This window comes from Erwinia aphidicola (assembly GCF_014773485.1).
Classification (GTDB): Bacteria; Pseudomonadota; Gammaproteobacteria; order Enterobacterales; family Enterobacteriaceae; genus Erwinia; species Erwinia aphidicola.
The window spans coordinates 428,201-449,146 of the sequence record NZ_JACXBP010000003.1; the positions used below are offsets into that span (position 1 = coordinate 428,201).

The following is a 20,946-nucleotide window of genomic DNA, read 5'->3' on the forward strand; positions in this document are numbered from 1 at the left end:
CCCTGATAAAACGCAGACGAAAAAAAATCCGCCTGAGCAGATTATTGTTCACATCATTAAGAATTTGGTGGAGATAAGCGGGATCGAACCGCTGACCTCTTGCATGCCATGCAAGCGCTCTCCCAGCTGAGCTATACCCCCACTACTAACTCTGCGATTTTTCGGTGCCACCCAATCTGCTGGTGAAGATTTGGTGGAGATAAGCGGGATCGAACCGCTGACCTCTTGCATGCCATGCAAGCGCTCTCCCAGCTGAGCTATACCCCCAAGCCGAAAAACCGTGTCGTGTTGACGGCGGGGATAATATGAAACGGTGGGGTTGGTGTCAACGGCAAAATGATAATCTGAGATCGATCGCTGAAAAAGCCGTCAAAGCGGGCAAGAAAGCGCTAACTCTCTGTTTTCTGCGGCGGTCTCATGCCTCTATATCTGCCTGAGCACTTTTTCTGTTAAGCGCAGGTTAAAACACTCCTAAAAGCTACTTGTTTTTGTTAATTGAGCGTGCAAAACTGCGGCGTTTTTTTGTTGCCGGATCCCCTTGTGCGCTGGATACAAGCGTATTTAACCGCCCGCAGAATCCGGCCCTTTTTGTCACTACACCACCAGAGTTATTATGTCATTGCACACACCAAAAGAAATTGCGGCCGTTGCCGTTGAGTCTGGCGTGGTTAAAAGCCGCACCCCGGTTTCCTCATTACTGATCCTTGGTTTTCTTGCCGGTGCGTTTATTGCATTCGGTTTCCTGCTCTATATTCACGTCGTTAACCAGCTTCCGGCAGAGTGGGGCTCTTTTGGCACCCTGCTGGGCGCAGCGGTATTCCCGGTGGGGATTATTATCACCGTGCTGGCGGGCGGTGAACTGCTGACCGGAAATATGATGGTGATGCCCGTCGCCTGGTTCGCACGTCAAATCAGTGCGCTGAGCGTCATGCGTAACTGGTTCTGGGTCACCGTTGCTAACTTTATTGGCAGCGTGGCTATCGCCTGGTTCTTTGGCCATATGCTGGGCATGACCGAAGGTGACTACCTGAAAAAAACCGTCGCTATTGCCAGCGCCAAAGTTAACGCCGATTTCATGCACGCGTTTATCTCCGGCGTGGGCTGTAACTGGCTGGTCTGCCTGGCGACCTGGCTGGCTTTTGCCAGTAAAGACGTGGTGGGCAAAATCTTTGGCATGTGGTTCCCGGTGATGGCGTTTGTGGCTATTGGCTTCCAGCACGTTGTCGCGAACATGTTTATCGTTCCTGCGGCCATTTTTGCCGGTTACCTGAGCTGGGGCGAATACCTGCCAAACTTTATTGCGGTATTCCTTGGTAACGCCGTCGGCGGTGCTATTTTTGTGGGTCTGGCCTACTTTGTTGCATTTCGTGCACCGCAGCCAGCAAGCTCGACTTCCCGCTAATCGTGCTATCCCCTGCTTATGCAGGGGTATTTCAGATCCTTCTCGACTTTTTTACTCTTCGTTCTGCCAGAGTTAGTAATTTGTGTTAGTTGTTCATGTGATGAATTGTTGTAATATGCACAATGACTTTATTCGGCAAAAGGGATGGTAAAGTGAAAAAGGATTGGTTAACGCCGGAAGAACTGGCACAGCAAACAGGTTTTAGCAGACAGACCATAAATAAATGGGTGAAGAAAGAGGCTTGGACGACCGCACCGAAACCCGGTGTTCAAGGTGGAAAAGCACGCATGATTCATATTGATGAACGCGTAAAGCTCTTTTTGAAATCGACACGTCATGCTGCAGAGCCTAATGCCCAGTACCGCGTCAATCAAAATTCTCTTCCCGCACTTTTAGTGACTTCATTGCAGCAGTTGAGCCATGAAGAACAGGAGAAGCTGGCAGCGATGCTGCTACGCGAGGGAATTCAGGGGATTTTGCAGCGATTGGGTATCAGTAGTTAATACTATAAACCCGGCCTGGCGGCCGGGTTTTTTAATGGCGGAGGGTTAGGCTTCGCGGGTGGCAATAAACGCCAGCGCCTTCTCAATGCGCGCCACGCTGCGTGACTTGCCAATAGCATGCACTGTCACGTCCAGCGCAGGAGACTGACCGCCACCGGTCACCGCGACACGCAGCGGCATGCCAACCTTGCCCATGCCGACTTCCAGCTCATCCGCCGTCGCCTGAATCGCCTGATGGACGTTTTCCGCCGTCCAGTCGCTGATAGCAGCCAGCTTGTCACGCACCACTTCCAGCGGCTGACGCGCGACCGGACGCAGGTGCTTCTTCGCGGCATCAGCATCAAACTCAGCAAACTCTTCATAGAAATAGCGGCAGGACGCCGCCATCTCTTTCAGCGTCTTGCAGCGTTCACCCAGCAGTTTTACCAGCTGCGCCAGCTCAGGGCCGGTGCGGGTATCAATGTTTTCCTGCTCGATATGCCACTGCAGGTGGGTAGCTACGTATTCCGGAGCCAGGCTGTTGATATAGTGGTGGTTCAGCCACTGCAGCTTTTCGGTGTTAAACGCGCTGGCAGATTTGCTGACCTGATCGAGATCGAACAGTTTGGTCATCTCTTCAAGGGTGAAAATCTCCTGGTCACCGTGTGACCAGCCCAGGCGCACCAGATAGTTCAGCAGCGCTTCCGGCAGATAGCCGTCATCGCGATACTGCATTACGCCGACCGCACCGTGGCGCTTGGAGAGTTTCTTACCGTCATCGCCGAGGATCATTGAAACGTGGGCATACACGGGCACCTGCGCGCCAATCGCTTTCAGGATGTTGATCTGACGCGGCGTGTTGTTGATGTGGTCTTCACCACGAATAACGTGGGTGATTTCCATATCCCAGTCGTCAATCACTACGCAGAAATTATAGGTCGGCGCACCATCGGTACGGCGAATGATCAGGTCATCCAGCTCCTGGTTGCTGAACTCGATCGGGCCACGGATCTGGTCGTCAAAAATAACCGAACCTTCCTGCGGGTTGCGGAAACGCACCACGCAAGGTTCATCATCCGCATGATGCTCATGGCTGTCGCGGCAGCGGCCGTCGTAGCGTGGCTTTTCGTTGTTTGCCATCTGGGTTTCGCGCAGCGTTTCCAGACGCTCTTTAGAGCAGTAGCACTTATACGCGCTACCCGCTTCCAGCATCTGGTCAATCACCGTGTTGTAACGGTCAAAACGCTTGGTCTGGTAGTAAGGGCCTTCATCCCAGTTGAGATTCAGCCAGTTCATGCCATCCATAATGGCATCGATCGCCTGCTGAGTTGAACGCTCCAGATCGGTGTCTTCAATACGCAACACAAACTCGCCGCCGTGATTGCGGGCAAATAGCCAGGAGTAAAGTGCGGTACGAGCGCCGCCAACGTGCAGATAGCCAGTTGGGCTGGGAGCGAAGCGGGTTTTGATTTTCATTAATGAATGCCTTATTACGCGGATGCTTTGGCCAGTGTCAGAAGCGTGCTGTCACGTTCTGATTTTTGTGGGGCACATTCTACCATCTGTCGTCGAATCCTCAACGCCATTCCCCGTCTGCCGGGGGAACATTGCCTTGATTTCGTTCAGCAACCCGCTGTTTTTGCCTGAAATCACCACTTCCTGACTATTTTTACGACGAACACACATTTTACATTGAAAAAGCGTTGACTCATTTCGGCGACTCCCTATAATGCGACTCCACACAGCGGGGGTGATTAGCTCAGTTGGTAGAGCATCTCCTTTACACGGAGGGGGTCGGCGGTTCGAGCCCGTCATCACCCACCATCATTTGATGAATGATGCCCGCGAAAATGCAGTACCCAGAGATTCGAGATATGGGTGATTAGCTCAGTTGGTAGAGCATCTCCTTTACACGGAGGGGGTCGGCGGTTCGAGCCCGTCATCACCCACCATATCTCAGTAAGATTTCTGGCCCGCGTTACGATATGGGTGATTAGCTCAGTTGGTAGAGCATCTCCTTTACACGGAGGGGGTCGGCGGTTCGAGCCCGTCATCACCCACCATATCGGGTCGTTAGCTCAGTTGGTAGAGCAGTTGACTTTTAATCAATTGGTCGCAGGTTCGAATCCTGCACGACCCACCAATGTAAGAAGGCGCCCTAAAGGCGCCTTTTTGCTATGTGCGATTCTGGCTGACCGAAAAAGAGGGTCAGCCACTACAGGCTGGTGAATCGCATATCGCGCCGGGTTTCGTAGGGGACGACCGCTTTTCTGGTCGTCCCTGGTTTTCGAGCCGGTGAATCGCATATCGCATCGGTGTTTTGTAGGGGACGACCGCTTTTCTGGTCGTTCCGGATTTGGCGCGCAATTCCCCCAACTTTACTGGTCACCCTGCCCCTCTTTGCACTTTCTTATCACTCCTTTTACGCTTTAACGCCTCAAGTCTTATGCGATCCCGTCCGATAACCCGTATTGGTCAATGACAAAGGAGACAGAGATGAGCACTATCGGCAGCAGTAGCAGCGTCGCCAGCAGTTCAGGCAGCGGCAGCTCAGCTTCACAAACCACCAGCATCACCAAGCAAATCATCGCGCTGGAAAACCAGCTTAAAAGCCTGAGTGACGACCATGAGCTGACGGATGAGCAGAAGTCTGAGCAGCAGCAGATGATCGAAGGCCAGATTGCGATGCTGCAGGCCCAGCTGGCGCAAATCCAGCAGCAGCAGGCGGAAAAAGCGGCGGAAAAGCAGGAAGCGAGTAAGCAGCCTGATAGCGGCAGCAGTAAAGTTGCTGACGGCGTTAACCGCCCAACGGCAACCAATACGCTGAACGTTTATATCTAAAACGGCGGCGCACTGGCACGCTGTTGCGTCAGCAGTTCCGCCTGCTGACGCACTTCCTGCCAGATAGCTTCTGCCGCAGGCGTCAGCGAGCGATTTTTACGCCGTATCAGCATAATGGTGCGATTTATTTCCGGCAGAATGCGCTTGACCATCAGCGGCCTGCCCTGCGGTAACGGCAGCGCCAATGCAGGCAAAATGCTGATACCAATCCCTGCTTCCACCATCGGGTAAAGCGTGGCCGGATGGCCAATCTCCTGGGCGATTTCCGCCTGCACCTGCTGCACGCGCAGTGCCTCATCAATTAGCACCCGGCTACCGGACGCATAATCCTGTAATACCAGCGTGCGCTGATTCAGCATATGCCAGTGGATGGTCGCCTGCGCTGCCAGCGGGTCATCCTGACGGCACAGCAGCAGAAAGGGTTCATCGAGGATCGCCTCCGACTCCAGATCGTCGGCCTGCAGCGGCCCGACGACAATGCCAAAATCCACTTCCGCATTGCGAATGCTTTGCAGCACCCACTGCTGAGGACGGTCGCGCAGCATCACTTTGATCTCCGGGTAATGCAGCTGCCCAGCCGCCAGGCACTGCGGCATCAGATGTGCGGAGATGGTCTGGCTGGCGGCCACACGCACCGTCCCGCTGCGCTGCTGCCCGTAGCTGCGCACATCCAGCAGCGTGTTGTTCAGCTCCTCTAACAGGCGTTCAAGGCGGCTGGCGAGCTGCTCACCTGCTTCGGTCAGCAGCACTTCACGGGTAGTGCGATCCAGCAGGCGAATACCCATTTCGTTTTCCAACTCTTTAATGCTATGGCTGACGGCAGACTGGCTCAGGCCAATCAGCTGCCCCGCCTGGCTGAAACTGCCCTGCTGGGCCACGGCAACAAACACGCGCAGCTGACGAAGCGTATAATTCATCGATTTTGCTCATATATGAATTCAATAAATCAATTTTATTTCTAAACCTCGTCAGCGCACAATAGCCGCATGTTTTTTTAACCAGGCATTAACATGCGTATTTTTCGTATCGACCCACTGATGTTGAAACTGATTATCACCGTGCTGCTGGCCTCTTTCCTGCCTGCGCGCGGCCATTTTGTTGATTTCTTTGAGTGGCTGACTACCGCCGCGATCGCCCTGCTGTTCTTTATGCACGGCGCCAAGCTGTCGCGGGAGAAAATCATCGCCGGCGGCGGCCACTGGCGTCTGCACCTGTGGGTGATGTTCAGCACCTTCGTCATGTTCCCGGCGCTGGGCATGCTGTTTGTCTGGTGGCATCCGCTTAATCTCAGCACCGAGATTTATACCGGCTTTATGTATCTGTCGATCCTGCCGGCTACCGTTCAGTCATCGATTGCCCTGACCTCTCTGGCCGGGGGGAACGTTGCGGCGGCGGTGTGCAGCGCTTCGGCTTCCAGCCTGTTGGGGGTATTTATCTCTCCTCTGCTGGTTGGCCTGCTGATGAACGTCCACAGCGACGTCCCGGGCGGCAGCCTGGCGCAGATCGGTCGCATTATGCTGCAGCTGCTAGTGCCGTTCGTGATTGGTCATCTGTCGCGCCGCTGGATTGCCGGATGGGTTGAGCGCAACCGTGGCCTGATTGGTAAAACGGACCAGGCATCGATTTTGCTGGTAGTTTACTCCGCCTTTAGTGAAGCGGTGGTCAACGGTATCTGGCACCGCGTGGGGGCGATGACGCTGGTATGGATTGTGGTCGGCAGCCTTGGCCTGCTGTTTGTGGTTCTGGCCGTTAACCTGGCCGCAGCGAAGCTGTTCGGCTTTAATCGGGCGGATGAGATCACCATTCTGTTCTGCGGCTCGAAAAAGAGCCTGGCAAACGGCGTACCGATGGCGAACATTCTGTTCCCGTCCGCGGCGGTGGGGATTATTGTTCTGCCGCTGATGATCTTCCACCAGGTGCAGCTGATGGTCTGTTCAATGCTGGCGCAGCGCTATAAGAAGGCGGGAGAGAAGCTGGCCACCGGGGAAAAAGCCAGCACGAGTAGTAAAGCGGTGGTTGAATCGCAGAAGTAACGTGCCACACTTACCGTCGCAGACCGAGCGGCTGCGACGGTTACCCCTCTTTATTCCTGACTTTCCCCCAGGCCACGTCCCGGCAGCGTCTTACAGGCCGGGCCATTCTCCGCTGGCGCAACCGTCGGATATTTATCATCCGGAGTAATATAGACCGGCGTTGTGGCAACAAAACCATCTGCGAAGATGGCTTCAACGTAGGTTGCCTGCCAGCCTTTCTCCGGTGATGCTAATTTGATATTCAGCGATTCGCTAATCGGCAGCGTTTCTGCCTGGTATTCAATCTGACAGGAGTGGCGGAAATCACGCGCTTCCGGGTTTACTGCCTGCCAGAGCTTAAGCTCTTTGGGCGACTCGGAGAACGTTACTTTTAGCTGGCTCTCCTGCAATGCCGTTGTTACCACCGGCAGCGGCTGCGACTGCTGGATTCGATTCACAAAATGGGTTAGTGACTGCTCGGCGAAGTCACGGATACCTGCATGCCCGCTGTTGGGTGCCATACGCAGGGATTTTTGCCCCGGCAGCTGGTCAAAGTAGAAACGGCTATTATCAGGTACATAGAAGTCATCACCGCTGGCATTAATAATATATTTGGGGATCTCCAGACGCTGACCGTACGCGCTGTCTTTATATTCCAGCGGGTCTTCAATTTTCATTAACTCAGCAAACTGTGGCGTTTCCACGCTGGTATCGACCCCCTTTTGGAAATAGGGATAAAATGCCACTGGCCAGTTATTACCATAGCTGCGATACATATGCTTTAGCGCCGGGCGAATACCCAGTAAATCAATGGCAAACGGTGCAATAGCCTCAACGCGAGGATCGGCTATCGCCGCCAGCCATGTGGTCCAGCCGCGTTTTGAAATACCGGAGACAATGAATTTTTTCACCTGCCACTCATCAAGCTCGCGCTCTGCCAGATTCATCACCTGCGACACCGTGGCCGCCATCGGTACGTGCAGCGGAATCGTTGGCGTTGCCTGCGGATCTTGCATAAAAATGGACCAGCTGTGCGCCACGCTGTCATCTTCCGCTTTAGCCTGCGCATCGTTAGCGTAAGTGAGTAGCTGATTCGGGACATTGCTGACTGAGACAATAATCGAGCGGGTATTACGCGCCAGCGAGGCTAATTTCTCTCTGGTCATATCGGTTGGGGCTTTGGCCGGCTTACCCGGTTCGGGATTATTGGTGCCGTTATTAATAAATACCACCGCCCGGGCGGAAAGCGCATTCTGCGGAATATAGATATCAACATCGTGCTGCCATACTGCAGGCTGAACCAACCCTGCCGGTGACCAGGACTGAGAGTTGAGTGAATAGTGGCGCAGTTCCAGCTGCTCGAGATTTTCGCTGCCTAGCCAGTGGTAGTCCAGCGGTTCGGATGCCAGCGCTGCACGATAGCAGGGGATAACACTGCTGAAGCTGTCTTGCGGATTACCACAATCAGCCCAGGCAGCGGTAGAGCAAGCGGCGCCGGTGAGGCCAGCCAGAGTAAGAATATAAGCACTTAAACGCGGCATTAACGTTCCTTTTAGCTAAAATCATCATTAGCTGACGATGATATCGCGTAAAAAGTGCCAGTTGCCGCATGGCTAAGGTTGTTTAAGGGGCAAATCAACTGTTTAAGCTAGCGCTTAAGCGGTTTCACCAGCCCTTCCAGACCTTCGATTTTAATCGCCAGCGCGATCTGCATCAGCTCCCCCAGATGCCCCTGCGGGAACTCATCTTTACGCGCAAACCACAGCAGATACTCTTCCGGCAGGTCGATCAGCACCCGCCCTTTGTATTTGCCGTAGGGCATGACGGTATTGGCGATCTCAATCAGGTGTTGTTTTTCCATGTCACTCGCCCAGTAAGCGGATCATTTCTGCTTCGTCGATCACCTCAATCCCCAGCTCCTGCGCTTTGACCAGCTTGGAGCCGGCGGCTTCCCCGGCAATCACCAGATCGGTTTTCTTCGACACGCTGCCGCTGACTTTCGCCCCCAGCGCCACCAGCCGGTCTTTCGCTTCGTCGCGCGAGAGAATGCTGAGCGAGCCGGTCAGCACCACGGTTTTCCCGGCGAACGGACTGTCGATCTCTTCGGCTTTCACCACTACCACTTCCGGCCAGTGGATGCCGGCTTTCTCGACCAGCAGGCGGATCACCTCACGGTTGCTCTCTTCATCCATAAAGTTACGCACGTGGCTGGCGACCACCTTGCCCACGTCCGGTACGGCGATTAACGCCTCCAGATCGGCGGCCATTAACGCCTCCAGGGTACCGAAATGCGCGGCGAGGTTAGCAGCGGTGGCTTCGCCAACTTCACTGATGCCCAGCGCATAGAGGAAGCGGGCAAAGGTGGTTTGTTTAGCTTTCGCCAGCGCGTCGACGACGTTCTGTGCCGACTTCGGCCCCATACGATCCAGCCCGGTCAGCTTGCCGGGGGTGAGATCGAACAGATCCGCCGGATTTTTCACGTACTCTTTATCCACCAGCTGGTCGATGATCTTCTCGCCCATGCCGTCGATATCCAGCGCCCGACGCGACACAAAGTGTTTAAGCGCCCCTTTGCGCTGCGCGCCGCAGATCAGACCGCCGGTACAGCGGGCAACGACCTCTCCCTCAACGCGCTCAACGTCCGAGCCGCAGACCGGGCAGTGCGTCGGGAACTGCACTTCACGCGCCTGTTGCGCGCTCTCCACCACGCTGACCACCTGGGGAATCACATCACCCGCGCGACGGATCACCACGCGGTCACCAATCTTCAGGCCGAGGCGTTCAATTTCATCGGCGTTATGCAGCGTGGCGTTACTCACCATCACGCCCGCGACCAGCACCGGCTCCAGGCGCGCTACGGGAGTAATCGCGCCGGTGCGGCCCACCTGGAATTCAACGTCGCGCACCACGGTCATCTGCTCCTGTGCCGGGAATTTAAACGCCACCGCCCAGCGTGGTGCGCGTGCCACAAAGCCGAGCTGCTCCTGCAGATCGAGCGAATCAACTTTGATCACCACGCCATCGATATCAAAGCCGAGATTCGGGCGGTCGGCCTCCACCTGATGGTAAAACGCCAGCACTTCTTCCGCGGTGTGGCACAGGCGCACGCGTTCACTGACCGGTAATCCCCAGGCTTTAAACTGCTGCAAGCGCCCGATATGGCTACGCGGCATTTCACCGCCTTCCAGCAGGCCAAGACCGTAGCAGAAGAAGGTCAGCGGGCGTTTGGCGGTGATACGCGGGTCAAGCTGGCGCAGCGACCCGGCGGCGGCGTTACGCGGGTTGGCGAACACCTTATTGCCGGTGCGGCGCGCTTCGTCGTTCATCTTTTCGAAGCCAGGCTGCGGCATAAACACTTCGCCGCGCACTTCGACGCGGGCTGGAATATTCTCCCCGCGCAGGCGCAGTGGGATGGCGCGAATAGTGCGCACGTTAGCCGTGATATTTTCGCCAGTGGTGCCGTCGCCACGGGTGGCAGCGCGCACCAGTTCGCCGTTCTCATACAGCAGGCTGACCGCCAGTCCGTCGAGCTTCAGCTCGCAGCAGAAGGTGATCTCATCCACGCTTTTCAGGCGATCCTGCACGCGCTTGTTAAATGCCAGGTAGCTCTCTTCATCAAAGGCATTATCCAGCGACAGCATGGGCACTTCATGACGCACCTGCTCGAAGGCGCTTAATGGCGCAGCCCCGACGCGCTGGGTCGGGGAATCGCTGGTGATGAGTTCAGGATGCTCAGCTTCCAGCGCGCGCAGCTCCGCCATCAGACGGTCATATTCCGCATCGGGGACTTCGGGGGCATCAAGCACGTGGTACTGGTATTCGTGGTGGCGAAGCTGGGTTCGCAGATGGGTGAGTTGTTGTTGTACGGATTCCATAGCGGCACCATCAAAGATAAAAAACCCCCGAAGACGGGGGTTTGGGAAGAGTTCGATTATAGCGGGAAACTCAGAGGCTGTTAGCGTCAATAACGTCGCGGATGCGTGCCTTGTAAGTTTCCAGCTTTTGCGGCGTCATCATGCGGCGTTCATCATCCAGCACCACGCCACCAACATCGTCGGCGATGCGCTGTGCGGATTGCAGCATCAGCTTGAAGTTCTGATGGGCATCACCGTACGACGGCACCATCATAAAGATAGAGACCCCCGGGGTGGAGAACTCGGACATGTTATCCGGGTTGAACGACCCTGGTTTTACCATATTCGCCAGGCTGAACAGGACCGGGCCGCTGCCCGCCGGGTTCAGATGACGATGGAAGATGTTCATTTCGCCAAACTGGAAGCCAGCCTGCAATACGCCCTGCAGCAGCGCTTCACCGTTGATCACGCCACCGGCGTGGGCCGAAACGTGCAGTACCAGAACGGTCTCTTTACGCCGCGCTTCTTCACGCTTCTGCTCGGCAATCTCTTCAACCGTCGGTTCCGTCACTGCTGGCTGCACTGGCGCAGCGGGCGGGCTAACAGGCTCACGCGTGACGGCCGGGCGAGCAGGCTCAGGCTGACGCACCGACGCTGAGACTTCCGGTTCATCGTATTCAGGTTCCGGCGCGTGCGGCAGCTCACCGCCAAACAGCGGATCCAGCTCTGGCTGCTCATCAATTTGTGGCTGATGACGCACAGGTTCTGGTTCTGGCTGCTGACGTGGTTTGGGCTGACGCGGCGGCTCATCCCCGGCATTAAATCCACCCAGGGAGGTGTCCGTTGGCTCAGGCTGGTTACGCTGTACGCGCACTTCACCTACGCCCTCTTCGTCATCCTCGAACGCTTCTTCTCTGTCCTGCTTTAAACGCTTGTGCGGGCGATCGCGAAAAACGGATGAGCGCTCTTTACGGCTGGTCCACAGGCCGTGCAGTAAAAGCGCTATTATGGCGATCGCGCCAACAACGATTAATATCAGACGCAAATCCTGCATCATTGTATTCTCTGTTGTTCCAATACCTTGCCACCGCGGCAAACTTTATCCTCTAACTGTATTTGCCCGAGTACACAAGTGCAAGTCCGTGCAGTATTTTCTGACAAATATCACGTACCAGGTGTGCTTTTTTGCTGTTTTTTCGCGCAAAGGGCACCTGGTAAGTGGAAAAAGCTGGGTTATGATAGCCACAGCCTGCCCGAATAATGGAGAAAAGCAGTCCATGTCACATCACAATTCCGACCACGCTTACAACGGCGTGCACTATTTTGCTCAGGGATGGAAACTGATCCGCCTGCCTGGCATCCGTCGTTTTGTCATTCTTCCACTGTTAGTGAATATCGTCCTGATGGGTGGCGCCTTTGTCTGGTTGTTCCACCGCATGGGCCAGTGGATACCAGAGTTGATGGCGCTGGTTCCCGGCTGGCTTCAGTGGCTGAGCTATCTGCTCTGGCCACTGGTGGTGTTGTCGATCATTTTAGTCTTTAGCTACTTTTTCTCCACTATTGCCAACTGGATTGCTGCACCGTTCTGCGGGCTACTGGCGGAACAGCTGGAAGGAAGGTTGACCGGTAAACCGCTGCCGGACAGCGGCTGGAGCGGGCTGGTGAAAGATCTGCCGCGCATAATGAAGCGCGAATGGCAGAAACTGGCTTACTATCTGCCACGTGCGCTGGTCCTGCTGTTGCTCTATTTTGTCCCAGGTTTTGGTCAAACCGTTGCACCAGTGCTGTGGTTCCTGTTTAGCGCCTGGATGCTGTCGATTCAGTACTGCGACTATCCGTTTGATAACCACAAGGTCAGCTTCCGCCAGATGCGCTCTGCCCTGCGTCAAAATAAGACCGACAATATGCAGTTCGGCGCGCTGGTCAGCCTGTTTACCCTCATCCCTGTTCTGAATCTGGTGATCCTGCCCGTCGCCGTTTGCGGCGCTACCGCGATGTGGGTCGATCGTTACCGCGCGCAGCTGGCACTGCATCGCTAAACGTTCTCTACCCCCGCTGATTGCAGCAGGCTCACGGCCAGGGATGGCCGTGCGGAAAGCAGCCCTGCCTACTGAAACCTGTCATCCCGCGATGATATTCAGCCCAATATTTCTGGTAAAACTTCAGTGTTCGCCCTCTGCGCACTGATTTCTCATGCTTACAGATGCCCCTTATGCCATTTCGGCAGGGCTTATTTCCAGCGAACATATCTATATACGATTTCTTCACTTCCTTGTGAAATTGAACAAGGTATGCTCTAAGCCAATCTCAAAATTTCAGACAGTTAAGGACAGGCTATGAGCAAGATCTATGAAGACAACTCTTTAACAATCGGTCATACGCCGCTGGTTCGACTGAACCGCATCGGTAATGGACGCATTCTGGCTAAAGTTGAATCGCGTAACCCTAGCTTTAGTATCAAATGCCGTATCGGTGCCAATATGATTTGGGACGCGGAAAAACGGGGAATTCTGAAACCGGGCATCGAACTGGTGGAGCCGACCAGCGGCAACACCGGTATTGCGCTGGCCTATGTTGCAGCAGCACGCGGTTATAAGCTGACGCTAACCATGCCGGAAACCATGAGCGTTGAGCGCCGTAAACTGCTGAAAGCACTCGGCGCTAACCTGGTGCTGACCGAAGGTGCGAAAGGCATGAAAGGGGCAATCAGCAAGGCAGAAGAGATTGTTGCCAGTGACCCGGATAAATTCGTGCTGCTCCAGCAGTTCAGCAACCCGGCAAACCCGGAGATCCACGAAAAAACCACCGGCCCGGAAATCTGGGAAGATACCGATGGCGAAGTGGATGTCTTTATTGCCGGTGTTGGTACCGGTGGCACCCTGACCGGGGTGAGCCGCTACATCAAAAACACCAAAGGCAAAAAAGACCTGATCACCGTGGCAGTGGAACCGACTGACTCGCCGGTCATTGCTCAGGCGATTGCTGGTGAAGAGATCAAACCCGGCCCGCATAAAATTCAGGGTATCGGCGCTGGCTTCATTCCTGGCAACCTCGATCTCAACCTGGTTGACCGCGTGGTCGCCATCACCAATGAAGAGGCGATCTCCACCGCACGTCGTCTGATGGAAGAGGAAGGTATTCTTGCCGGTATCTCTTCCGGGGCAGCCGTTGCTGCCGCGCTGAAACTGCAGGAAGACGAGGCGTTCGCCAACAAAAATATCGTGGTAATCCTGCCCTCTTCCGGCGAGCGTTACCTGTCAACCGCCCTGTTTGCGGACCTGTTTACTGAGAAAGAATTGCAGCAGTAATGCCGGCTGGACGAAATTGTCTGAAAAAGCACCCGAACGGGTGCTTTTTTGTGGACTGCGTCAAACTTTTGTCACCCTGCAGATTGATTTTACCCTCGTGTGTCTGGTATTTAGACTGCCAATTATTTCGATCCGTAAAATTAATCGCGGCGTGAACTGGATCAAGCTGAATCGATTTACTGGTTTGGCGCTGAAAGGTAATCGCGGCATAATGGTAGGCGGAAAAGCGAGGCGGAAATCCCGGATTTTCACTCAATCTTAACTCCACCTTACCAGCGCATTTTTTGGCCAGTCTTCATACCATGCCAGCGCGACTCAATACAGGCTAAAGTCATGCCTCCAGGCTAGACTTTGGATCAACAACACCAAACCATGAAGTTGGGGAAACATAATGTTCCAGCAAGAAGTCACCATTACCGCACCAAACGGCCTGCACACTCGTCCAGCAGCTCAGTTCGTTAAAGAAGCGAAAGCCTTCTCTTCCGAAATCACCGTTACTTCTAACGGCAAATCTGCCAGCGCCAAAAGCCTGTTCAAGCTGCAGACGCTGGGTCTGACTCAGGGCACCGTTGTTACCCTGTCAGCAGAAGGCGAAGATGAGCAGAAAGCCGTTGAGCATCTGGTTAAACTGATGGCTGAACTCGAGTAATCAGCACACTTTCCAGCTGTCCAGCGCAGTGTTTCAGGACAGATGATTGCAATATTGATCGCGGACAGTACGTCCGCGATGTTGCTTTCGTAAAGTAGCCGAAAGTAGTCAACTCACATTGCATTCTGTTCCGGCTCGCTGAGTGGATCAACCGATGCAGTCATCTGGGCTACTTTGCTTCAGATGATTATCAGAGAAAGAAAAGGTAGGGTTATGATTTCAGGCATTTTAGCATCACCGGGTATCGCTTTTGGCAAGGCGCTTCTGCTGAAAGAAGATGAGATTATCATCAACCGGAAGAAGATTACTGCCGACCAGGTCGATCAGGAAGTTCAGCGTTTTCTTGATGGTCGTAAAAAGGCTGCCGTGCAGCTGGAAGCGATCAAAATCAAAGCCGGGGAAACCTTCGGTGAAGAGAAAGAAGCGATCTTCGAGGGGCATATCATGCTGCTGGAAGATGAAGAGCTTGAGCAGGAAATCATTGCCCTGATTAAAGACGAGCATGCCACAGCGGATGCCGCTGCCTTTTCCGTGATCGAAGGCCAGGCGAAAGCGCTGGAAGAGCTCGATGACGAATATCTGAAAGAGCGTGCTGCCGACGTCCGTGATATCGGTAAACGCCTGCTGCAAAATATTCTTGGTCTGCATATCGTTGACCTCAGCGCTATCAACGAAGAAGTTCTGCTGATCGCGAAAGATCTGACGCCGTCAGAAACCGCGCAGCTGAACCTGAACAAAGTGCTTGGCTTTATCACCGATATCGGTGGCCGCACCTCACACACCTCGATCATGGCCCGCTCACTTGAGCTGCCCGCTATCGTAGGTACCGGCGATGTGACCAACCAGGTAAAAAACGACGATTTCCTGATCCTCGATGGCGTTAACAACCAGGTGTACGTGAATCCAACGCCTGAGAAAATCGAAGAGCTGAAAGCGGTCGCTCACCAGTATCTCAGCGAGAAAAACGAGCTGGCGAAGCTGAAAGATCTGCCTGCCGTGACGCTTGACGGTCACCAGGTTGAAGTCTGCGCCAACATCGGTACCGTACGCGACGTGGCCGGTGCAGAGCGCAACGGCGCGGAAGGCGTAGGTCTGTACCGCACCGAGTTCCTGTTTATGGACCGTGACTCACTGCCAACCGAAGAAGAACAGTTCCAGGCGTATAAAGCCGTCGCGGAAGCTGTGGGTTCTCAGGCGGTGATCGTGCGTACTATGGATATCGGCGGTGACAAAGATCTGCCGTACATGAACCTGCCGAAAGAAGACAACCCGTTCCTCGGCTGGCGCGCAATCCGTATCTGTATGGACCGCAAAGAAATTCTGCATGCCCAGCTGCGCGCGATCCTGCGTGCCTCCTCCTTTGGCAAGCTGCGCATCATGTTCCCGATGGTGATTTCCGTTGAAGAAGTACGCTTCCTGAAAGCCGAACTTGAAACGCTGAAAGCTCAGCTGCGTGCTGAAAGCAAATCCTTCGATGAGAGCATTGAAGTCGGCATTATGGTGGAAACCCCTGCCTCGGCCGTTATCGCTCACCATCTGGCAAAAGAAGTTGATTTCTTTAGTATTGGGACAAACGACCTGACGCAGTATACTCTGGCCGTGGATCGTGGTAACGACCTGATTTCCCATCTCTACAACCCAATGTCACCTTCCGTTCTGACGCTGATTAAGCAGGTTATTGATGCTTCTCATGCCGAAGGTAAGTGGACTGGTATGTGCGGTGAGCTGGCAGGCGACGAACGTGCTACACTACTGTTATTGGGAATGGGGCTGGACGAATTCAGCATGAGTGCCATTTCTATCCCACGCATCAAGAAAATTATTCGTAATACGAATTTTGAAGATGCGAAGGCATTGGCAGAGCAGGCTCTGGCTCAACCGACAGCGGACGAGTTGATGAACCTGGTCAACAAGTTCATTGAAGAAAAAACACTCTGCTGAAGCCTGACACGCTGGCCCAATATTACTGCTTAGGAGAAGAACATGGGTTTGTTTTCAAAACTTTTTGGCGATAAGTCAGATTCCGCATCTGGTGCCATTGAGATCGTAGCACCGCTGTCTGGCGAAATCGTTAATATCGAAGATGTACCGGACGTCGTGTTTGCGGAGAAAATTGTTGGCGACGGTATCGCTATCAAACCTACTGGCAATAAAATGGTTGCGCCGGTCGATGGCACCATCGGTAAGATTTTCGAAACCAATCATGCTTTTTCCATCGAATCTGACAATGGCATTGAGCTGTTCGTCCACTTCGGTATCGATACCGTTGAGCTAAAAGGCGAAGGCTTCAAGCGCATCGCTGAAGAAGGCCAGAAAGTGAAAAAAGGCGACGTCGTGATTGAGTTCGATCTGGCTCTGCTGGAAGAGAAAGCAAAATCGACGCTGACGCCAGTGGTGATCTCCAATATGGATGAGATCAAAGAGCTGGTTAAGCTGACGGGTAGCGTTGTAGTGGGTGAAACTCCGGTTATCCGCATCAAGAAGTAACGCTATCGTTAACGTCAAAAGCCCCCCGCAGGCAGCTGTGGGGGGCTTTTTTTTATGCCGCTGATACCGGGTTAAGAGCTGGAGAGCAGCGCATCACGCAGGCTGAGGGCATTCAGCGGGGTGTCATCCAGATCCAGCTGGTGCTCCAGCTGAAGCAGGTGCTCGTTCATCATCGCCTGAGCTTCTGCCACCTCCCCTGCTTTCAACGCGTTAATCACTGCACTGTGCTCCTGACACTGACAGGCGGGGCTGTCATTGCGCTGATACAACGCCACGATTAACGAGCTGCGCACCATCAGGTTTTCCAGCATCTCAATCAGTACCTGATTATCGCTGATCCTCGCCAGCAGCAGGTGGAACTGGCTCAGTTCACGCACGATATCACGGCGATCTTCACCGGCGATGGCGCGCTTTTCCGCCTGCATATGGGCATCGATTTCGGCCTGATGGCACGCCAGTTTTTCGGGGGTAATTGCGGCAATCATTGCGCCTTCAATCGCTCGACGGGCAATAAACACTTCTCTGGCCTCACGCGCCTGCGGCCGTGCAACCCGCGCGCCGCGATTTGGCGCGATCGTCACAATTTTCTGAAGCGCCAGCCGCTGCAGCGCGGCCTGGACGTGATTGCGGTTGGCCGATAACGCCTCCACAATTTGTGACTCAACCAGACGTACTCCCGGTTTTAACCGATGCTGTGCAATAGCCACTGATAACGCATCGACTATGCGCTGCACTTCCTGTTGTCTGGCGCTGCTCACACCGCTCATGACGTTTCCTCTTTAAATACTTATACCACCCAGTGCGGCAGGCGAAGAGTGATTTCCAGTCCGCCGTCACGGGCATTCATTGCGCTGACGTCACCCCGATGGGCCGCCACGACTTTACGCACGATGGATAACCCAAGGCCATAGCCTTTACCTGAAAGGGGCGAGTTTACGCGCACAAACGGGTCGAAAATGCTGGAAAGCTTATCCGCCTCCACCCCCGGCCCGCGATCGCGCACGCTGATAATCAGCCAGCCCTGCTCCTGGCGCAGGTTTATCTGCACCTGCTGGCCTTGCAGCGAGAAGCGCAGCGCATTACGCACCACATTCTCCACCGCCGAGCGGATCAGATTAGCATCCCCTTTGACGGTGTAATCCTGCTGCTCATCAGCGTACAACAGGATTTCAACGCCGGGAACCTGTGCTTCATAACGCGCATCGTTCGCCACCGCTTCCAGCAGCCCCAGCAGGTCGAAATACTGCTCATCCGGCAGCGCCTGATGCTCTGCTCGCGACAGCGTCAGCAATTCGCCGATCATTTTATCCAGGCGCCGGGCTTCTTCATCAATGCGGTCGAGCGAAGTACCTACCGATTCCGGCGTCTGGCGCGCCAGCCCGGTCGCCAGCTGCAAACGTGCCAGCGGTGAGCGCAGCTCGTGCGAGACATCGTGCAGCAGCTCCTCACGGGCGCTGACCAGCACCGACAGGCGCTCGACCATGGCATCAAAGTCCTGCGCCACCACCGACAGCTCATCGTGGCGGCGGCGCATCTGCGGGAACAGACGCACCGAAAGGTCACCTTTTGAAACGCGGGCAAAGCCGGCGCGCAGCTGGCGCATCGGGCGCGTCAGGTTCCAGGCAAGGATCAGGCTGAACAGCAGGCCACACACCATGCCGACGATAAACAGCGGTTCCGGCATGTTCAGGATGCTGTGAGGATGCCTGCCCATGGAGCTGTCAGCGCGCAGCCCCGCCACGTCGTAGCTCAGCTGATACTGGCGGCCATCGGCCCCTTTGACCCACTCCGTTACCTCTTTGGGAAACTCACCCGGCCCCAGATCGCGGTTGAGTTCATCGCGCGGCTGAAGCTGCGGCGGCGGTGACGCCACCACTTTGACCGAGAAGAAACGCCGGTCGTTAGGCGGCCAGTCGACCATCATATCGTTCAGCGCCTCCATCCCGCCGCGCTGCAGCACCGAGACGGCCGACGTCATCTGCAAATTAACGATGCGCTTAGTGGCCATGTTTTCTGGCGGCTCATGATGCTTGCCATATAAGCTAAAACCCAGCCAAAGCAGCTGGGTAATAGCGATATAGGTGAGCCAGAAGCCGATCAGGATCTTCCAAAACAGGAAGCCGCGGAAGCCGGTTTTCATCGGATACGGTAGCCGATACTGCGCACCGTCTCAATATTGATGGTGTCATGGGTCAGCGCGGCCAGCTTCTGGCGGATATTACTGATGTGCACGTCCACGCTGCGGTCGTAAGCTTCACGCGGGCGGCCTAACCCCTTTTCAGAGAGTTCATCTTTCGACACCACGCGGTCCGGCGAGCGCAGCAGCAGGTCCAGCAGGTTGAACTCCGATGCCGTCAGGTCAAAGGGCTTTTGCTGCCACTCGCTGATGCGCGTGGCCGGATTAAGCGTCAGCTCGCCCCAGGCGATAACATCTTTATTCTCAATAACCACGGGCTGCTCCTCCACGCGGCGCAGCACCGCCCGCAGGCGCGCCACCAGCTCACGCGGGTAGCATGGCTTCGGCATATAGTCATCCGCCCCCATCTCAAGGCCGATCACGCGATCGATGTTGTCGCCCTTGGCGGTCAGCATAATCACCGGCAGGCGGCTGTTCTGTCGTACCTGGCGCAGCACGTCAATCCCGCTCATATCCGGCAGCATAATATCAAGGATCATCGCGTGGTACTGGCCAGATAGCGCCCCATCCACGCCCGCTTTGCCGGTCAGCACCAGCGAGGCGTCAAAACCTTCCGCAATCAGATACTGACTGAGCATGGTGCCCAATTCGAGGTCGTCATCGACCAGTAAAATTTTCATACAGGATCTCTCAATGATACAGCCGCCATTTTCGCCTTAAACCGACGAATTAGCAGCCGCTTTTACCCAATCCTTACAGTCTAACAAAGGCGGAAAAAAGGGGCGGAAGGATTTGATAGGCGCGGCGCCAGAAGGTTCTGCCGCCGTTGAGAAAAAGGAAGGCTAATAGACGCCGGTTGAGAGGTAGCGGTCGCCGCGATCGCAGATTATCGCCACGATGACGCTGCCGGGCTGTTCACGCGCGATACGCAGCGCTCCCGCCACCGCGCCGCCGGAGCTGACCCCGCAGAAGATGCCTTCGCGCTGTGCCAGCTGGCGCATCGTCTCTTCGGCTTCCTGCTGTGACATATCGATCACCCGATCCACCAGCTCAGGACGGAAGATGCCCGGCAGATAGGCGGCAGGCCAGCGGCGAATGCCGGGAATGCTGCTGCCTTCCGAGGGCTGCAGCCCGACAATCTCCACCGAGCTACTCAGCTCTTTCAGATACCTGCCGACGCCGGTAATGGTCCCGGTGGTGCCCATGCTGGAGACAAAATGGGTCAGGCGGCCAGCGCTCTGCTGCCAGATTTCCGGCCCGGTCGTCTGATAATGCCCGAGCGGGTTATCCGGGTTGTTAAACTGATCCAGCACCTTGCCTTCCCCGCGTGCCGCCATCGCGGCGGCCAGGTCACGCGCGCCCTCCATGCCCTGCTCGCGGCTGACCAGAATCAGCTCGGCACCGTAGGCCTTCATCGCCGCCTGGCGCTCAATGCTCATATTCTCCGGCATCAGCAGCTTCAGCACATACCCTTTCATCGCAGCGATCATCGCCAGCGCAATACCGGTATTGCCGCTGGTCGCTTCAATCAGCACGTCGCCAGGGTGAATTTCCCCGCGCAGCTCAGCCTGATGGATCATCGACAGCGCAGCACGGTCTTTCACCGAACCGGCGGGATTATTTCCCTCCAGCTTGAGCCAGATTTCGCTGCCGTTGTCCGGTGCCAGGCGCTGCAGCTTAATCAGCGGCGTCTTGCCGATGGTATTTTCGAGTGTGGTCAAGGTGTGATTCCCGGCATGAAATGAGAGAGGCCGGAATTACCCAGCCTCTCCCC

Annotated in this window: 20 protein-coding genes and 6 tRNA genes; 14 read left to right on the top strand and 12 right to left on the bottom strand. The window is 55.2% G+C overall.

The annotated features are described in order from the left end of the window. Positions 1 to 65: 65 nt before the first annotated feature. Positions 66 to 141 (bottom strand) — tRNA-Ala (locus ID864_RS09220). A gap of 50 nt (positions 142 to 191) precedes the next feature. After that, positions 192 to 267: transfer RNA gene (locus ID864_RS09225), tRNA-Ala, on the bottom strand. 346 nt (positions 268 to 613) lie between these two features. On the opposite strand from ID864_RS09225, the gene ID864_RS09230 reads away from it, so the two are divergent. Together ID864_RS09230 and ID864_RS09235 are read left to right on the top strand one after the other, a co-directional pair. Beyond that, positions 614 to 1,402, top strand: coding sequence for a formate/nitrite transporter family protein (locus ID864_RS09230; protein ID WP_048915281.1), 789 nt, complete (start codon positions 614 to 616; stop codon positions 1,400 to 1,402). Between the two features lie 152 nt (positions 1,403 to 1,554). Beyond that, a complete protein-coding gene (locus tag ID864_RS09235; RefSeq protein ID WP_048915280.1) occupies positions 1,555 to 1,905 on the top strand; it encodes a YfeC-like transcriptional regulator in 351 nt (116 codons plus the stop codon). Positions 1,906 to 1,950: 45 nt separating this feature from the next. Here the strand turns inward: ID864_RS09235 and gltX are convergent, their stop codons facing one another. Beyond that, on the bottom strand, positions 1,951 to 3,360 hold the full coding sequence (gltX, locus tag ID864_RS09240; RefSeq protein WP_048915279.1) for a glutamate--tRNA ligase: 1,410 nt from the start codon (positions 3,358 to 3,360) through the stop codon (positions 1,951 to 1,953). A gap of 272 nt (positions 3,361 to 3,632) precedes the next feature. Here gltX and ID864_RS09245 point away from each other — a divergent pair. The 5 genes from ID864_RS09245 (at position 3,633) to ID864_RS09265 (ending at position 4,725) form a co-directional block, all read left to right on the top strand. Beyond that, a tRNA-Val gene (locus ID864_RS09245) sits at positions 3,633 to 3,708 on the top strand. A 52-nt stretch (positions 3,709 to 3,760) separates the two neighbouring features. Then, positions 3,761 to 3,836 (top strand) — tRNA-Val (locus tag ID864_RS09250). A gap of 35 nt (positions 3,837 to 3,871) precedes the next feature. After that, positions 3,872 to 3,947 (top strand) — tRNA-Val (locus ID864_RS09255). A gap of 4 nt (positions 3,948 to 3,951) precedes the next feature. Further along, positions 3,952 to 4,027, top strand: a tRNA-Lys gene (locus ID864_RS09260). A gap of 353 nt (positions 4,028 to 4,380) precedes the next feature. Further along, the gene (locus ID864_RS09265; RefSeq protein WP_048915278.1) at positions 4,381 to 4,725 is read left to right on the top strand and encodes a FlxA-like family protein; all 345 of its coding nucleotides are present in this window, start codon (positions 4,381 to 4,383) and stop codon (positions 4,723 to 4,725) included. Here ID864_RS09265 and ID864_RS09270 read toward each other — a convergent pair. Continuing rightward, positions 4,722 to 5,642, bottom strand: coding sequence for a LysR family transcriptional regulator (locus tag ID864_RS09270; protein WP_048915277.1), 921 nt, complete (start codon positions 5,640 to 5,642; stop codon positions 4,722 to 4,724). The genes ID864_RS09265 and ID864_RS09270 overlap by 4 nt on opposite strands. Before the next feature lie 93 nt (positions 5,643 to 5,735). Here ID864_RS09270 and ID864_RS09275 point away from each other — a divergent pair, with 93 nt between their 5' ends. Then, positions 5,736 to 6,758, top strand: coding sequence for a bile acid:sodium symporter family protein (locus ID864_RS09275; protein WP_048915274.1), 1,023 nt, complete (start codon positions 5,736 to 5,738; stop codon positions 6,756 to 6,758). A 50-nt stretch (positions 6,759 to 6,808) separates the two neighbouring features. Here ID864_RS09275 and ID864_RS09280 read toward each other — a convergent pair whose 3' ends face one another. The 4 genes from ID864_RS09280 to zipA form a co-directional block, all read right to left on the bottom strand. Next, positions 6,809 to 8,278, bottom strand: a complete 1,470-nt coding sequence (locus ID864_RS09280) for a PhoPQ-activated pathogenicity-related family protein (protein WP_191149758.1) — start codon at positions 8,276 to 8,278, stop codon at positions 6,809 to 6,811. A 107-nt stretch (positions 8,279 to 8,385) separates the two neighbouring features. After that, on the bottom strand, positions 8,386 to 8,598 hold the full coding sequence (locus tag ID864_RS09285) for a DUF3820 family protein (protein WP_048915272.1): 213 nt from the start codon (positions 8,596 to 8,598) through the stop codon (positions 8,386 to 8,388). Position 8,599: 1 nt separating this feature from the next. After that, on the bottom strand, positions 8,600 to 10,612 hold the full coding sequence (gene ligA, locus ID864_RS09290; RefSeq protein ID WP_187498150.1) for an NAD-dependent DNA ligase LigA: 2,013 nt from the start codon (positions 10,610 to 10,612) through the stop codon (positions 8,600 to 8,602). Between the two features lie 70 nt (positions 10,613 to 10,682). Further along, complete coding sequence (zipA, locus tag ID864_RS09295) at positions 10,683 to 11,648, bottom strand: cell division protein ZipA (RefSeq protein WP_048915270.1); 966 nt, start codon at positions 11,646 to 11,648, stop codon at positions 10,683 to 10,685. 220 nt (positions 11,649 to 11,868) lie between these two features. Here zipA and cysZ point away from each other — a divergent pair, with 220 nt between their 5' ends. The 6 genes from cysZ to crr all read left to right on the top strand — a co-directional run bounded on the left by cysZ (position 11,869) and on the right by crr (position 17,035). Next, positions 11,869 to 12,630 (top strand): sulfate transporter CysZ, encoded by a 762-nt coding sequence (gene cysZ / locus ID864_RS09300; protein ID WP_048915269.1) that lies wholly within the window; start codon positions 11,869 to 11,871, stop codon positions 12,628 to 12,630. A 297-nt stretch (positions 12,631 to 12,927) separates the two neighbouring features. Then, entirely contained in the window at positions 12,928 to 13,899 is a 972-nt protein-coding gene (cysK, locus tag ID864_RS09305; RefSeq protein WP_048915268.1) for a cysteine synthase A, read from the top strand. A gap of 16 nt (positions 13,900 to 13,915) precedes the next feature. Then, on the top strand, positions 13,916 to 14,161 hold the full coding sequence (locus tag ID864_RS23700) for a hypothetical protein (protein WP_180276710.1): 246 nt from the start codon (positions 13,916 to 13,918) through the stop codon (positions 14,159 to 14,161). Positions 14,162 to 14,290: 129 nt separating this feature from the next. After that, entirely contained in the window at positions 14,291 to 14,548 is a 258-nt protein-coding gene (ptsH, locus tag ID864_RS09310) for a phosphocarrier protein Hpr (protein ID WP_048915267.1), read from the top strand. Positions 14,549 to 14,761: 213 nt separating this feature from the next. Continuing rightward, on the top strand, positions 14,762 to 16,489 hold the full coding sequence (gene ptsI / locus ID864_RS09315; RefSeq protein WP_048915266.1) for a phosphoenolpyruvate-protein phosphotransferase PtsI: 1,728 nt from the start codon (positions 14,762 to 14,764) through the stop codon (positions 16,487 to 16,489). A gap of 42 nt (positions 16,490 to 16,531) precedes the next feature. Continuing rightward, positions 16,532 to 17,035 (top strand): PTS glucose transporter subunit IIA, encoded by a 504-nt coding sequence (gene crr, locus ID864_RS09320; protein ID WP_012440843.1) that lies wholly within the window; start codon positions 16,532 to 16,534, stop codon positions 17,033 to 17,035. A gap of 71 nt (positions 17,036 to 17,106) precedes the next feature. On the opposite strand, the gene ID864_RS09325 is transcribed toward crr, so the two are convergent. The 4 genes from ID864_RS09325 to cysM all read right to left on the bottom strand — a co-directional run bounded on the left by ID864_RS09325 (position 17,107) and on the right by cysM (position 20,893). Further along, the gene (locus ID864_RS09325) at positions 17,107 to 17,802 is read right to left on the bottom strand and encodes a GntR family transcriptional regulator (RefSeq protein WP_099753441.1); all 696 of its coding nucleotides are present in this window, start codon (positions 17,800 to 17,802) and stop codon (positions 17,107 to 17,109) included. 20 nt (positions 17,803 to 17,822) lie between these two features. Continuing rightward, positions 17,823 to 19,175: an ATP-binding protein gene (locus ID864_RS09330; protein ID WP_048915264.1), complete on the bottom strand. Its 1,353-nt coding sequence runs from the start codon at positions 19,173 to 19,175 to the stop codon at positions 17,823 to 17,825. Beyond that, positions 19,172 to 19,852 carry a response regulator transcription factor gene (locus ID864_RS09335; RefSeq protein ID WP_048915263.1) on the bottom strand — a complete coding sequence of 227 codons (681 nt, stop codon included), beginning with the start codon at positions 19,850 to 19,852 and terminating at the stop codon, positions 19,172 to 19,174. Before ID864_RS09335 ends, ID864_RS09330 begins: the two co-directional genes overlap by 4 nt. A gap of 162 nt (positions 19,853 to 20,014) precedes the next feature. Next, positions 20,015 to 20,893, bottom strand: a complete 879-nt coding sequence (cysM, locus tag ID864_RS09340; protein WP_048915262.1) for a cysteine synthase CysM — start codon at positions 20,891 to 20,893, stop codon at positions 20,015 to 20,017. Positions 20,894 to 20,946: the final 53 nt, after the last annotated feature.

Coding starts and splice junctions, on each gene's coding strand:
- crr (WP_012440843.1), top strand. CDS start 16,532: ATGGGTTTGTTTTCAAAACTTTTTGGCGATAAGTCAGATTCCGCATCT.
- ID864_RS09325 (WP_099753441.1), bottom strand. CDS start 17,802: ATGAGCGGTGTGAGCAGCGCCAGACAACAGGAAGTGCAGCGCATAGTC.
- ID864_RS09280 (WP_191149758.1), bottom strand. CDS start 8,278: ATGCCGCGTTTAAGTGCTTATATTCTTACTCTGGCTGGCCTCACCGGC.
- zipA (WP_048915270.1), bottom strand. CDS start 11,648: ATGATGCAGGATTTGCGTCTGATATTAATCGTTGTTGGCGCGATCGCC.
- ID864_RS09275 (WP_048915274.1), top strand. CDS start 5,736: ATGCGTATTTTTCGTATCGACCCACTGATGTTGAAACTGATTATCACC.
- ligA (WP_187498150.1), bottom strand. CDS start 10,612: ATGGAATCCGTACAACAACAACTCACCCATCTGCGAACCCAGCTTCGC.
- ptsI (WP_048915266.1), top strand. CDS start 14,762: ATGATTTCAGGCATTTTAGCATCACCGGGTATCGCTTTTGGCAAGGCG.
- ID864_RS09230 (WP_048915281.1), top strand. CDS start 614: ATGTCATTGCACACACCAAAAGAAATTGCGGCCGTTGCCGTTGAGTCT.
- gltX (WP_048915279.1), bottom strand. CDS start 3,360: ATGAAAATCAAAACCCGCTTCGCTCCCAGCCCAACTGGCTATCTGCAC.
- ID864_RS09265 (WP_048915278.1), top strand. CDS start 4,381: ATGAGCACTATCGGCAGCAGTAGCAGCGTCGCCAGCAGTTCAGGCAGC.
- ptsH (WP_048915267.1), top strand. CDS start 14,291: ATGTTCCAGCAAGAAGTCACCATTACCGCACCAAACGGCCTGCACACT.
- cysK (WP_048915268.1), top strand. CDS start 12,928: ATGAGCAAGATCTATGAAGACAACTCTTTAACAATCGGTCATACGCCG.
- ID864_RS09335 (WP_048915263.1), bottom strand. CDS start 19,852: ATGAAAATTTTACTGGTCGATGACGACCTCGAATTGGGCACCATGCTC.
- ID864_RS09330 (WP_048915264.1), bottom strand. CDS start 19,175: ATGAAAACCGGCTTCCGCGGCTTCCTGTTTTGGAAGATCCTGATCGGC.
- ID864_RS09270 (WP_048915277.1), bottom strand. CDS start 5,642: ATGAATTATACGCTTCGTCAGCTGCGCGTGTTTGTTGCCGTGGCCCAG.
- ID864_RS09285 (WP_048915272.1), bottom strand. CDS start 8,598: ATGGAAAAACAACACCTGATTGAGATCGCCAATACCGTCATGCCCTAC.
- cysZ (WP_048915269.1), top strand. CDS start 11,869: ATGTCACATCACAATTCCGACCACGCTTACAACGGCGTGCACTATTTT.